The 13,652-nt window shown below is 54.5% G+C and carries 11 protein-coding genes; 8 read left to right on the top strand and 3 right to left on the bottom strand.

Going from position 1 to position 13,652, the window contains the following annotated elements; all coding sequences use genetic code 11:
• The first annotated feature begins 25 nt into the window (after positions 1 to 25).
• The 5 genes from prfA to nlpI all read left to right on the top strand — a co-directional run bounded on the left by prfA (position 26) and on the right by nlpI (position 4,686).
• On the top strand, positions 26 to 1,117 hold the full coding sequence (gene prfA / locus G462_RS0120670) for a peptide chain release factor 1 (protein WP_026960665.1): 1,092 nt from the start codon (positions 26 to 28) through the stop codon (positions 1,115 to 1,117).
• Positions 1,107 to 1,961, top strand: a complete 855-nt coding sequence (gene prmC / locus G462_RS0120665) for a peptide chain release factor N(5)-glutamine methyltransferase (RefSeq protein WP_035478620.1) — start codon at positions 1,107 to 1,109, stop codon at positions 1,959 to 1,961. Before prfA ends, prmC begins: the two co-directional genes overlap by 11 nt.
• Positions 1,962 to 1,985: 24 nt before the next feature.
• Positions 1,986 to 2,750 carry a SirB1 family protein gene (locus G462_RS23615; RefSeq protein WP_051326901.1) on the top strand — a complete coding sequence of 255 codons (765 nt, stop codon included), beginning with the start codon at positions 1,986 to 1,988 and terminating at the stop codon, positions 2,748 to 2,750.
• A 10-nt stretch (positions 2,751 to 2,760) separates the two neighbouring features.
• Entirely contained in the window at positions 2,761 to 3,615 is an 855-nt protein-coding gene (gene kdsA / locus G462_RS0120655; protein WP_026960663.1) for a 3-deoxy-8-phosphooctulonate synthase, read from the top strand.
• A 186-nt stretch (positions 3,616 to 3,801) separates the two neighbouring features.
• Positions 3,802 to 4,686, top strand: coding sequence for a lipoprotein NlpI (nlpI, locus tag G462_RS0120650; protein WP_051326900.1), 885 nt, complete (start codon positions 3,802 to 3,804; stop codon positions 4,684 to 4,686).
• A 69-nt stretch (positions 4,687 to 4,755) separates the two neighbouring features.
• Here nlpI and G462_RS0120645 read toward each other — a convergent pair whose 3' ends face one another.
• From G462_RS0120645 to G462_RS0120635, 3 genes are all read right to left on the bottom strand, one after another.
• Positions 4,756 to 5,712, bottom strand: coding sequence for an endonuclease/exonuclease/phosphatase family protein (locus tag G462_RS0120645; protein WP_169720205.1), 957 nt, complete (start codon positions 5,710 to 5,712; stop codon positions 4,756 to 4,758).
• 84 nt (positions 5,713 to 5,796) lie between these two features.
• Complete coding sequence (locus G462_RS0120640; protein WP_026960660.1) at positions 5,797 to 8,952, bottom strand: efflux RND transporter permease subunit; 3,156 nt, start codon at positions 8,950 to 8,952, stop codon at positions 5,797 to 5,799.
• On the bottom strand, positions 8,952 to 10,049 hold the full coding sequence (locus tag G462_RS0120635) for an efflux RND transporter periplasmic adaptor subunit (protein WP_026960659.1): 1,098 nt from the start codon (positions 10,047 to 10,049) through the stop codon (positions 8,952 to 8,954). Before G462_RS0120635 ends, G462_RS0120640 begins: the two co-directional genes overlap by 1 nt.
• Before the next feature lie 437 nt (positions 10,050 to 10,486).
• On the opposite strand from G462_RS0120635, the gene G462_RS0120630 reads away from it, so the two are divergent.
• From G462_RS0120630 to G462_RS0120620, 3 genes are all read left to right on the top strand, one after another.
• Complete coding sequence (locus G462_RS0120630) at positions 10,487 to 11,245, top strand: hypothetical protein (RefSeq protein ID WP_026960658.1); 759 nt, start codon at positions 10,487 to 10,489, stop codon at positions 11,243 to 11,245.
• A 10-nt stretch (positions 11,246 to 11,255) separates the two neighbouring features.
• Positions 11,256 to 13,214, top strand: a complete 1,959-nt coding sequence (locus G462_RS0120625) for a hypothetical protein (RefSeq protein WP_026960657.1) — start codon at positions 11,256 to 11,258, stop codon at positions 13,212 to 13,214.
• Between the two features lie 162 nt (positions 13,215 to 13,376).
• On the top strand, positions 13,377 to 13,652 hold a 276-nt coding region (locus tag G462_RS0120620), incomplete at its 3' end, for an IS3 family transposase (protein ID WP_026960656.1).

The following is a 13,652-nucleotide window of genomic DNA, read 5'->3' as shown; positions in this document are numbered from 1 at the left end:
ACTGGCGTCCTGACAGAGAGTAATAATGAAAGCGTCGATTATAACCAAGCTCGAAACCCTTGAAGAGCGTTACGAAGAAGTGCAAGCCTTGCTCGGAGAGCCAGAAATTATCTCTGATCAGGACCGCTTCCGCGCCCTGACCAAAGAGTACTCTCAGCTGGAAGAAGTGGTGAAGTGCTTTAGCGACTACCGCGAAACTCAAGGCGATCTGGAAGCGGCCAAAGAGATGCTGCAAGACGACGATCCAGAGATGAAAGAGATGGCCCAGATGGAAGTCTCTGAAGCCGAAGAGAAGCTGGTACAGCTGGCCGACGACCTGCAACTGTTGCTACTGCCGCGCGACCCGAACGACTCGCGCAGCGTTTACCTGGAAATTCGTGCCGGTGCGGGCGGTGATGAAGCGGCGATTTTTGCCGGTGACCTGTTCCGCATGTACAGCAAGTACGCCGAATCGCAAAGCTGGAAGATCTCCATCGTTAGCTGCAACGAAAGCGACATGGGCGGCTACAAAGAGCTTATCGCGAAGATCGACGGCGAAGACGTGTTCCGCCTGATGAAGTTCGAATCTGGCGGTCACCGAGTACAGCGTGTACCAGAGACCGAGTCTCAGGGCCGTATCCATACCTCGGCCTGTACTGTGGCGGTACTGCCTGAGATCCCAGAGGCGGAGCAGATCGAGATTAACTCGGCCGACCTGCGTATCGATACTTTCCGCGCCTCGGGTGCTGGTGGTCAGCACGTAAACAAAACCGACTCAGCCATTCGTATTACCCACTTGCCATCTGGCGTTGTGGTGGAGTGTCAGGAAGAACGTTCGCAGCACAAAAACCGCGCCAAGGCGATGTCGGTACTGGCTGCGCGCCTGCAAGCGGCTGAAGATGAGAAGCGCCGCGCCGAAGAGACCTCGATGCGCCGTGAGCTGGTGGCCAGTGGTGACCGTAGTGAGCGTATTCGTACCTACAACTACCCGCAGGGCCGCGTCAGCGACCATCGCATCAACCTGACCTTGTACCGCCTCAATGAGGTGATGGAAGGCGAGCTAAACGCACTGCTTGACCCTATCTTGCAAGAATTCCAGGCGGACCAATTGGCGGCCCTGGCTGCCAATGACGAGTAAGCCGTCTATCGCCCAGGCGCAAGCCTGGGCACGCCAACAACTCCAAGGGGGCGAGTCTCCCGCCGTCGACGCCCGAGTGCTACTGCAACACGTACTCGATTGCGAGCAAAGCTACCTGCTTACTTGGCCTGAACGCGAGTTAACGCCCGCCCAGTGGCACACCTTCCAACAACTTATCGAACAGCGAGAGCAAGGTCATCCGGTGGCTCACCTAACCGGGTTGCGCGAGTTTTGGTCGATGCTGTTGGAAGTAAACTCCACCACCTTGATACCCCGTCCCGATACCGAAGTATTAGTTGAAGAAACGCTAAAGCGAGTCGAGGATCCTGCCGATAGTTCTATTGTGGATCTCGGGACTGGAACCGGGGCCATCGCCCTGGCTTTAGCGAGTGAGTTGCCCAAAGCCACGGTGTACGCAGGAGAGCTGCAGGCACAGGCGGTTGAGTTGGCAACACGCAACGCAAAGCGCCAAGGCTTAGAGCGGGTGGATATCCGCCAAGGTTCATGGCTGGCCCCCTTCGCCGGTTTGCAGTTCAACGTTATTGTAAGTAATCCGCCCTATATCGACGCACAAGATGTCCACCTTGGGGAAGGTGATGTGCGTTTCGAGCCCTTAACGGCACTGGTGGCGGAAGAACACGGTCTGGCAGATATTCGTGCGATTATAGCAACAGCACCCGATTATCTGCGCCCCGGAGGCTGGCTACTGTTCGAACATGGCTACCAACAAGCGCAAGCGGTACAAAGTTTGCTGGAAAAAGCTGGGTTTGTTCAGTGCTTTACGAGCCAGGACTATGCCGGATTAGACCGCGTTACAGGTGCTCAGTGGTGGCCCAAGCCCTGAGCTCAATCAGGTGAGGTAGTTATTGTGTTGTTCACTATTCTTGGCATTGAACAAGAGCTGACGGCAAGCGATGGAGCGAAGGCCAAACAGGCGCTACAACGAATGTGGCTGGATTGGATCAAGCTCAACCCGATCCCCGACGATATCACGCAGCGCTTTGAGTTGCTGCGCCGCCTGTTCTATCAGGATATGGGCTTTCGCGGCGACTGGCAGCAGCACTACCAAAGCCAATGTATGCTGCCCACCCAACTGTTCTCGACCAAAAGTGGCAACGCGACTAGCCTGGCACTGCTGCTGCGCTACTTTGCCGCCAAGTTAGACATTCCCTGCGAGTTCAGTAACTTTCCCGGACAGACCCTGCTGCGCTTTGAGCTGGATTTAAAGGTTGTCTACTTCGATCCCTTCAGCAACAAAGAGCTGGGCTACGAGCAGCTGGAATCGCTCTATCGTGGCCACGAAGGCAACGCTGCCCGGCTGGAAAATCAAAGCCTGACCACCTTGAACAACAAGCAAATCTCCCAACGCTGGCTGGAAGAGCTTAAGCTGGCCTACCTGCGCGAGTCCAACTATGAGCTGGCGCTGAGAGTGAGTCAGCGCTTACTGGAGATTAAACCCGGTGACCCACACGAAATGCGGGATCGCGGTTTTATCTATCAGCAGTTAGAATGTAACAGCGTTGCGGTCAACGACTTTGAATATTTTATAGAGCAGTGCCCGGATGATCCGCTATCGAAGCTGTTAAAAGCGCAGATAAGCTCTCTGGATTCCAGCCCTGCCACCTTACATTAAGAGATAAGCTATGCAGCAAGTCATTACTATTGGCGACATCAAGGTCGCCAACGATGCCCCTTTTACCCTGTTCGCTGGCATGAACGTGCTGGAATCGCGCGATCTGGCGATGCAGATTGCCGAGCACTATGTGGAAGTCACTAACAAGCTGGGCATTCCCTACGTATTCAAGGCCTCGTTCGACAAAGCTAACCGTTCGTCGATCCACTCTTACCGTGGTCCGGGCCTGGAAGAGGGCATGAAGATCTTCGAAGAGCTGAAAGCGACCTTCGGCATGCCAATCATCACCGACGTACACGAAGTTGCCCAAGCCGCTCCGGTGGCCGAGGTGGTTGATGTGATTCAGTTGCCTGCTTTCTTGGCGCGTCAAACTGATCTGGTCGAAGCGATGGCGCGCACCGGCGCAGTTATCAACGTGAAGAAGCCGCAGTTCTTAAGCCCGCACCAAATGGGCAATATCGTGGATAAGTTCAAAGAGTGCGGTAACGACCAGATCATCCTGTGTGATCGCGGAACAAACTTCGGCTATGACAACCTAGTGGTAGACATGCTGGGTATGGGCGTGATGAAGAAGGTTAGCGGCGGCGCGCCGGTTATCTTCGATGTGACCCACGCGCTGCAGTGCCGCGATCCGCTGGGTGCGGCCTCGGGTGGCCGCCGTGATCAGGTGGTGGATCTGGCCCGCGCCGGTATGGCGACTGGCCTGGCCGGTCTGTTCCTGGAAGCTCACCCAGACCCAGATAACGCCAAGTGTGACGGCCCAAGCGCGCTGCCATTGAGCAAGTTGGAGCCCTTCCTTAAGCAGATCAAAGCACTGGACGATCTGGTGAAGTCCTTCGACGATCTGGATACTGCAAACTATTAAACGCGCATAGGATCGCTGTCGAGGCGAGCGGCTGCATCCAGAGACGGCTGGTCGGCTCAATCCGGTCCAAACTAACAAAAGCGCTATTTTACTTGGTCAGGGGCGAAGTGGGTGTTCCACTTCGCCCCTGCTCTTGCTAGGGTAGTGCCAAGACCATTCAAGCTTTTAGGGACTTAGCGGAGATATATGTATCAACTTCCATTTAAAGGGCTGTTCATTGCCTTGGTCATGCTGGGGCTGGCAGGCTGTACATTAACTGGACAAGAAGAATCTCCGCCGGTGGTACTCGCAACGCCTCTGCAGGTTAATCAGCAATCGGAAGTGGCGCTGGCGCGACTGGGCCAGATGCTCAACTCGGGCGAGTATGACCAAGAGGAAACCGCTCAGCTTTACTACGAGCGCGCGCTGGTGTTCGACCGGGTCGGCCTGCGCTCACTGGCGCGGCTTGATTTTAATCGCGCCCTGCAGCTTAAGCCCGACTTTGCCGAGGTGTACAACTTCCTCGGTGTCTACTTTATCTTGCAAGAAGACTTCGAGTCGGCCTTTGAATCCTTCGATTCGGCCATCGAACTCTACCCCGATTACGGCTTTGCCTACTTCTATCGCTCGGTCGCGCTGAGCTATGCAATGAAACCACAGTTGGCCCTGACCGATATCGATACCTACGCAGAGCAAGACCTTGGCGACCCCTACCGGGTGCTATGGCGCTATCTGATTCACCGTGATGTGGATGATGCGGCGGCCTTAGAGCAGCTACAAAGCAGCCTGCGCGCCTTCCAAACCGACGACTGGGGCTGGCAGATTGTGGCGATGTACGCCGGTGAGCTAACCCAAACCGAGTTCTTGGAGCTGGCAGCGATGATGGGCGGCGATAACCGCCAGTTGGCTGAGCGCCTGTGTGAAGCCTACTTCTACTTGGCCAAGCAAGCCCAACGTGCCCAGCAGTATGATTTGGCGGCCAGCTACTTTAAGTTGTCACTGGCCAATAATGTGTTCGATTTTGTTGAGCACCGTTTGGCACTGTTGGAGTTGTACCGCTACGAGCAAAACCTGCTGGAAAACGCTGGCTGAAGGCTCATCACTGAGTAGCCTCCTCGTTCGGAGGCTTTTTTCACATTGTTGAGACCTCAAGGCTGCAGACTATTCTTTTAAACTTAACGCGGCGAGCACCGCCCGGTGGTCGCCACCAATTGCCTCCAGTGCCTCAGCCTGATTGGCGCGAAAGTCCTCCCCGAACAATACATGATCGATACGCGTGCCGTGCCATGAGGTGTACTTGGTGTAATTCACCGCACTGCCGGCTTGGTCGATGGCATTGCCAAAGCCGCTAAAGAACTCGCGATACAGCGTGTCTTGCTCGCTCATATTAAAATCACCACCGACAATCACAGGCTGATTCTGCTTGGCCCAGCTAGATAGAAATGAGGCTTGCAGGCGACGCTTCTCGTGGTGTGAGCTGGCCATCTGTGGGTCGGGGCTGAGGTTTAGCAGGGTTTCCAACACCGGGCGCGGGGTGGCCAGGTGAACGTTGGCAAGATTAATTATCTGGCCTTGCCATTGGATCTGGTACATCGCGGCAAAGTGGCCCCATTCGGCCTCGGCATTAAGGTGCAGCAAGCCGGTGTGCTCTAGCGGGTAGCGACTGGCCACACACTTCCAGAAATGGCAGTGGGTGTACCACTCATCGCCAAAGGCGCGCTTGGTAAAGCTCTCACCGGCTTCTTGCAGCAGCACCACATCGGCATCATGCCAATCCACCAAGTCTTTAAGGAAGGGTGCGAAGGAGCCTTGCCCGGCATTAAAGGTGATCACCCGCAGCTGCGGATAGCCGGGGCTGGGGAAGGAAAGCTGCAGGTCCTGAAAGCGGATAATCACCGCCAGACTCAACACGCTAAGAATACGTGCCGGCGGCTTGAGTTTGACAATCAACAGCAGCGCCAACACTGCCGGCAGCAGCCAAATCCAGCGCGGGCCATAGACCAGTGCATAGCTAATCACGATGCCGGGCAGCAGGTCGGGCAGCCAGCCTTGAATCAGAATCAGTAGTGCAATCAGCACCGAGCCAGACATGGCGAGGCGCGCAAGCAGCTTGAGCATAGCGTTATCCTTAACATCGCTCAGAGAGACAAAAAAGGTGGCCATCAGCCACCTTTCAAACTCTATAGCAAAACGCGCTTGCTGTTAATCCATTGCTGGTGATGGCCGATCGTGTTTAGCCTGCTCTTGTTGCGACTGTTCTTGTTGAACCTGCTCTTGTTGAGAATGCAGTTTGGCCAACTGCTCACTCACAAAACCCGGGCTATGGGTATGGCGTGCCAGTAGTTGGTAAATCGCTGGGATCACCACCAAGGTCACCACGGTGGAAAAGGCCATACCGAACAAGATAACCACACCCACCGCCATACGACTTTCTGCGCCTGCTCCGGTGCTGAGCAGCAGCGGGATCGAACCGGCGATGGTGGTAAAGGCGGTCATCAGAATCGGCCGCAGGCGGCGTGATGAGGCCTGCACAATCGCCTCGTTAAAATCGATGCCACGGTCGCGCAACTGGTTGGCGTATTCCACAATCAAGATGCCGTTCTTGGTCACCATGCCGATCAGCATCAGCATGCCGATCTGGCTGTAGATATTCAGGCTCTCGCCCATAATCATCAACCCGGCCAGGCCACCGAGCAGCCCCATCGGTACGGTGAACATCACCACCAGTGGGTTGATAAAGCTCTCGAACTGGGCTGCCAATACCAAGTAAGCCACCAGTAGCGCTAAGCCGAACACCAACACGGTGTTGCTCTGGTTGTCGCGGAAGTCCTTGGACTCGCCGTTGTAGTCGATGCTGATATCGTTGGGCAGCATCTCCACGGCCAGTGCTTCCAAGCCATCCAGCGCTTGGCCCAGAGTATGGCCGCTGGCCACGTTGCCTTTTAGGGTGATTGCCCGCTGCTTGTTCAGGCGCTCAAGGCGGCGTGAGCTGGCCACTTCTTCTACTTGGGCAACGCTGTCTAAGGTCAGCAGGGTGCCGTTGTTGGCGCGCAGGTAGATCTTGCTCAGGTCGTTGGCGTTGTTGAAGTTACGCTCTGAGCCGCGCAGATACACATCGTACTCTTCGCCGCGATCCACATAGGTGGTCTCGGTGCGTCCGCCCAGCATCACCTCGAGGGTAGTGGAGACTTCGCTAATGCTCACCCCCAGCTCGGCGGCGCGGGCGCGGTCGATACTCACCACTAACTCGGGGGTTTTCTCGGAATAGCTTAGCTCCAGGCTTTCAATGGCTGGCAGCTGCTCGGCTTCCAGCATCAGCTTCTCCGCCCACTCGTTGATCCGGCTGTAGTCCGGCCCGCCCAATACAAACTGGATCGCCTCGCTGGAGCCGCCACGAAAGCCCGGTGGTAATACTCTGAAGAAGATATCTGGCATGCCAGTGAGCTGCTTATTCAGCATCGCCATGGCTTGTTGGGCGCTCATGGTGCGCTGAGTCCAATCCTCCAGCTGCACAATGATAAAGCCGGTGTTATCGCCGGCGCGGCCACCAAAGGCGGGTGCCTGCATATTGAACGAGCGGATTACCCCTTGGCCGAGTAGTGGCATCAGCCGCTGCTCGACCGCTTCCATATTGTGGTTCATGCGATCGTAAGAGGTGCCCTCGGCGCCTTTTACAAAGATAAACACCACGCCGCGGTCTTCTTCCGGGGCTAGCTGGGCGGGGACTTGCTGCGCCAGATAGGCACTTCCCACGATACACAGCACCAGAATGCTCGGTGCCAGGGTCTTCCAGCCAATCACCCAGCGCAGCAGGTGCTGATAGCGCGGTAGCAGCCAGGCGAAGGCTTTGTCCACCGCCGACGTGATGGGGTTGGGGCGCGATTTGCCTTTCAGCAGCTTGCTGCCCAGCACCGGCGTGAGGGTAAGCGCTATCAGTGAGGAGAACAGCACCGCCACCGACAGCAATACGGCAAACTCGGTAAAGATCTTGCCCACCATGCCATCCATATAGGCAATCGGCAGGAACACCATCACCAGCACTAAGGTGGTGGCAATTACCGCAAAGCCCACCTCGCGGGTGCCGTAGTAGGCGGCTAGCAGCGGCGGTTGGCCCTGCTCGATATGGTGATAGATGTTCTCTACCACCACGATGGCATCGTCCACCACCAAGCCAATCGCCAGAATCAGCGCCATTAAAGTAATAAGGTTGACCGAGAAGCCAAAGCTTTGTGCGGCGATAAAGGCGGCAATCAGTGATACCGGCACGGTGACCGCTGGGATCAGGGTAATGCGCGCTTGGCCCAAGAAGACATAGAGGATCAGCACCACCAGTGCGCCGGTCATCGCCAGAGTTTGATAGACCTCGGTCACCGCCTGTTCGATAAACACTGTGGAGTCGTAATCGATGTATAGCTCGGTGTCGGCAGGCAGGAACTCTTGGAAGTTCTCCACCTCTTGGGTGATGTCTTTGGCCACATCCAGCGGGTTGGCGTCGAGCTGGGTAACAATCCCCAAACTGAGGTTAAGGATGCCATCGCTTTTGTAGGTTGAGTTCTCGTTCTCGGCACCAACAAAGATCCGCGCCACATCTCGCAGGTAGATCGGTTGGCGGCCGTCGTTATTAATCTGCAGGTATTCAAAGTCGACGCTTTGGTTGTACAGCCGATCGGTACGAACCGACATCGAGGTGGCGTCGTTGCGGATCTCGCCGCCGGGCTGCTCGATGTTTTCGCGATTCAGGGCGCTGACGATATCGCTAGGGGTAATGCCCCGGCCAGCCATCTGGATGGGGTCCAGCTCCACGTACATCACTTGGTTAAGCGCGCCACTTAGCTCTACCGAGCTTACGCCGCTGACCAGGCTTAAGCGGTCAATCAGGATACGGTTGGCGTAATCGGTCAGCTCCTGGCGATCGAGCAGGGTGGAGTTGAGGTTCAGGTAAATCGAGGGCTCACCACTACCGTTGTCTTTGGAAACGATAGGGTTGTCGGCTTGATCCGGCAGGCGGTTTTGCGCCCGCGCTACCGCGTCACGTACATCGCTTAGGCCCTCGGTCAGCGGATAATCCATCTCAAAGGTCACGGTGGTGCGCGACATGCCGGGGCGGGAGACCGACTCCAGCTTGTCGATACCGGAGATACCAGTGAGCTGATCTTCAATCACTGAGGTGATTTGGCTGTCGATAATGCTCGCGGCCACACCGCTGTAGCGGGTGGTAATGGTGACTACCGGGTTTTCTACATCGGGCATCTCCCGAACCGGCAGTTGGCTAAACGAGACCAAGCCAAACACACACAGCAGCAGGCTGAGTACGATGGCAACAACAGGGCGTTTAACCGAGATATCGGAAAGCAGCATTAGCCTCGCGCTCCTTGTGCTGGGCGTTGACGCTCGCTTGGTTCGCCTTCAGCGGCGATTGCTAAGTCGTCGACCTTCGCGCCATCACGAATATTCACCAAGCCTTGCACGACAATTCGCTCGCCGCCTTGTAGGCCTTGCTGAATAAGTACTGCGTTGTCGATGCGCTGGCCCAGTTCCACCTCGGTGCGCACTGCAGTTTGCTGCTGGTCAATCACATACACATAGCGGCGGGTACCCGAGTACTCAATCGCTTGCACCGGCACCATCGGCTGTTCGGCAGTGGGGAGCGCCAGCGTGGCAGAGAGCAGCATACCCGGTTTGAGAAGCTGCTCTGGGTTATCAAAGGCAATACGTACGCGCAGGTTCAGGCTGTCGCTGTCGACGCGTGGGTCGATGGCTTGCATCTCGCCGCTAAAGTGGCGGCCCGGCCATGCACTGCTGGTGGCCTGAATCGGCATACCGATATGTAGCTGGCTTAGGTAACGTTCGGGGACGTTGAGATCGAGGTGCAGTTTGGACAGGTCATCGAAGCTCAGCAGCCCTTGGTTGGCATTAACCAAGCTGCCTTCGCTGATATCTATCAAGCCAATCACGCCATCGAAGGGGGCGCGCAGGCTGTAGTCTTCCAGCTCGGCCTTAGCCACATCCAAACGCGCCAGGGCAATATCAGTCGCGGCTTTTTGGGCATCATATTCCGCTTGCGAGATCGCTTTACGGCTTAGCAGCAACTGGTATTCCCCCAGCTTACGTTGTTCGTCTTGGTGGAAGGCGCGCGCCTCATTGAGCTGAGCCATCGCCTTGGTGGCATCCAGCTGAATCAACAGCTCTCCTTTTTGGGCGCTCTGGTTCGATGTTAGCGGCAGCGTTTCGACCTTGGCATTCACCTCCGCGGCAATCTCTACCGAGCGGGCCGCATCAAGCGTGCCGATCAGGTTGAGCTGCTGGTTTAGCTGGTGGCTTTGCACCTCTTCGGTCAGCACATTGAGTACCCGCGCCTGACGACGCTGCGGCGCAGCCTCTGAGTCGGCGTTGTACCAAAGTAGGGCAATAAGTGAGAGCGCCAGAACTGGCGGGATGGCAAATCGTAACCACATAGTTTGAACCGCTGAAAGTGAATGCTGGGATATTGTACTTGGGGGGCAGGTCTAGTGCTGTCAAGAATTGTAAAGAAGTGAAAATGTCATAAAACATTCTCCCCTTAGCCTTGGTTTGGCCGCGTTTAAACGGCTAATTAAAGCGCCACCTTTTTAGTTGTATTATTCCTATTTGCTTTAGTTTTCGCGGTTACCCATTGAAGTAAGTGGTTACTGATAAGCGCATGCCGCTACACCACTATTTTCGCTCCCTACCTTCCCGTTGCTGACTGTAAAATCGCCATGTAAATCAAATATATGTGACGTATATATCAGGTGGCGGCTGCATTGTGGTGAATAAGCCGTTATCTACTTGAATCCTCTTTTATCATTTAGTAAAACCCAGCGTGGCTAATAAAAATAATTCTTCTATTCCAATAATTTTAAAGCGTGAAAACATGGAAAAAACACATACCTCTTTGCTCAAGGTTGGCAAAAAAGAGTACCAGATTAAGTTCAACACCATTACTGGGCTTTTTGGTGGAGCAAAAACGTTCGATGGTCGCCAGACTATTTATTTAGAGAAAGCTGGCGGCAAAGTTGAAACCATCAAAACTGATTTCAATGCTGATATTCCACCCACAACGCGTGAGATCACCCTCATTGAGGGTGTAGATGGTAACAATGGCGGCATCTACAACATGCTCTACATGCTGCATTCGAACGACTTTATGGGCTACACCAGTGAGTACGCCAAGGAAAATGGCGCATTCCGCATGCTAAAGCTTTCTGGCTACGTGGGCTTTGTGAAGCGTTTTAGCGGATTACTTACTTTCCTTACCACTTTGTTGGCATTCTGGTGGAGCACCTGGGCGGGGGAGGCTTTGCTATATGGCAACGTACTCGGCTTTATCACCTCCTTGCCTTACATCCTGATGGATACCGTCCATCTGGTTACGAATTTCTTCGATCTCCGTTATGGCAGTGTGTGGCACGGTTTTGTTGGTGGCGGTGTCGGGTATGTGATTTCTAAACTCGCTTACAACCTCCCGGTGGCCAAAACCAAAGCAGCGGCGAACGCCGCTTTTGCCGATCATATCCGCGAGGTATGTACGCAAATTGATCGCTCTATGGTGGCAAGCCCTGCTGATCTCGGTATTTCGGCAAGCCCTGAACCAACCCCGGCAAGCCAGGATGGCTTCCAGCCAATGATGTAAGGATAACTAGATGTCTTTTGAACACGGCTCCCAGAGCCTGGGGATCAAGAATCCCTTTAAATTTGAAGGTAGCTTGCGCGCAGTGCGCGGTGCACTAACCAGCTTGCTGGGGATCTACTTGCTGACCAACGTTGCTGGTTGGGTGCAAGAATATCCGATGACCGGTTGGACTTATGCCCTGTTGGGCTTTACGTTCTTAGCCGATGGTTTGTGGATTCTAGGCCGCGGCTTGATGCAACTGACCCGCTTTATGGTCGGTCGCTCTGCGCCAACATCGCTGAGTTACAACCATCATCAAAGTAACCAAGACAGTGCCCGAGCAGAGCAAAGCGACCTAGGTTTTAACCAAGAGCAGATGGAGTCGATGCTGGAGAGCAGCAAGAACTACACCTTCCTTGAGCCTAAAGGACTGGCTGCGCGACTGCTGCATACGCTGTTCCCTAAGATCACCTTTGTGCCTTACCCCATCATTAACTTGGCGCAACGACTGACTGGGGCGTTCATTCAGACTGCTGTGGCATTGCTATGTTTTGCTTTGCTGCTGTTTACCACGTCTGTGGGTTTAGTGGGAGCAACCGGTACGGTAATGATGCCGCTGTTCTCGTTCTGCTTGCTGGTGTATCTGATTCTGGTTTGGCGCAAAGCGGGCCGCCCAATTAACCGCGCTCAAGCGCGCAGCATCGACACCATTGGTGCCGGTGGTTTGGCTAAGGCCATCGCTTTTTGTGCGATCGTTCCAGCGCTTATTATTAGCGGGGTATCGTCGCTGTTTCAACGCGAGCAACAGGCGCTACAAGATATTGCAGCCCTGCTAAAAGGCCAAGACTTCAGCCAAGTGGATATTGGCTTCGAGTTTATCCAAGCGGCCAACCAGAACTACAGTAATGGCCCTTGGTTGGCGCTGTTGTTCGTACTGGTGGTGGCGAGCTGTGGTTTGTTGCTAACCCTGACTGGTCTGCGCACCCGTGAAGCGAACCCCATTACCGAAGTCACGCAAAAACGCCCTGCTGCCGAGTCGATCCGTGCTAAGCCGCTAGATATCTTCACCGAGTTTAGCCAGCAGATTATGGAGAAGCGCCGTAAGTTTGGGGTGCCAAACCGTATCTATAAGCCACTTGCTCCACAGCAGAATCAGCAAACCGGTGAGTTCCGCGGCGATACCCTGCAAGAGATCCAGCCTGAAGTACTGGCTAAGAACGACGAGCCTTTGGGCAAGAAGCTGCGCATTGTGGCAACTAGCCTGTCACAAGCTCTGTTGCTCATTGCTGGGGTTGCCGTGTTCTGGGGTACCCATAGCTTGGTTGAGGCAATCAACACCTATGAAGCGTCGGCTGATCCTTCAACCTTGAGTGATGCGCAACAGTTTGAGTTCATCCAAGGCGTTGTGGGCAATGGTTTTGCGTTCTTTAATACGCTGATTGCGGCTTTCCTATTGGCCACCTTCGGTCGTTTGCTGAGCAATCTTAGCCATCCGTTCTGGAGTGAGATCCTGTTCGAATCGACCCTGATCCACTTTAAGTGTCAAGGTACGACTCAGATGACCAAACGTCGGGTTGGCGGCAGCATCCATGATGCGAACTCTGAGGAAATCCAAAGCCACGTGACCACCTTGCACCCGCAGATTTACGTATCGCGGGTGATTACATCGACCTTTGCGGGTACCGGTGGCACCAAGCTGCAATATCCTCGTTTCATTATGTCGATGCATACTGACGACGCTACGGCTGACGAGATCTATCACCAGCTGATCAGCAAGCTATCTTCACGCTCTACTATCGTCTCTCACAACGATGCAGAAGAAGAAGCGCTAATGAAGATGAGCAAGCAAAACCTGCAGGTTGATGCGGCCCGTAAACAGCTTGATAACATCGATGTTGACCAACGTTTGCTGGGCGGACAAGCCCAAAGCGCGCTGGAACATACTCAACGTGAACAGCTTGAGTTGGAAGAGCAAGACGCTAACGCTTAAAGCTTTGTGAAGACGTTAGTATCAAAAAGGCGTAACTGGGGTTACGCCTTTTTATTATCAGTATTAAACCACCTCCTATGGAGGTGGTGATTGTAGTGGCACACTAAATTTGGCCACCTGATTAGAGGTGATATCATCGCCTCGCAACAATACAGGTGAACCATGACAAAACGTACCAGACCAACTTATAGTGCCGAGTTTCGGCTCGAATCAGCCCAGTTAGTTCTTGACCAAGGCTATAGTGTTCGTGAAGCTGCTGAAGCGATGAATGTGGGTAAATCCACCATGGATAAGTGGGTGAGACAGCTTAAAGATGAACGAGCGGGCAAATCCCCAAAGGCTTCTCCCATGACGCCGGAACAAGTCGAAATCCGGGAGCTAAAGAAGCAGCTTCGTCGTATCGAAGAAGAGAACACCATTTTGAAAAAGGCTACGGCT

This window comes from Aliagarivorans taiwanensis DSM 22990, from assembly GCF_000429505.1.
GTDB lineage: Bacteria > Pseudomonadota > Gammaproteobacteria > Enterobacterales > Celerinatantimonadaceae > Aliagarivorans > Aliagarivorans taiwanensis.
This window is presented reverse-complemented; position numbering and strand designations above follow the sequence as displayed.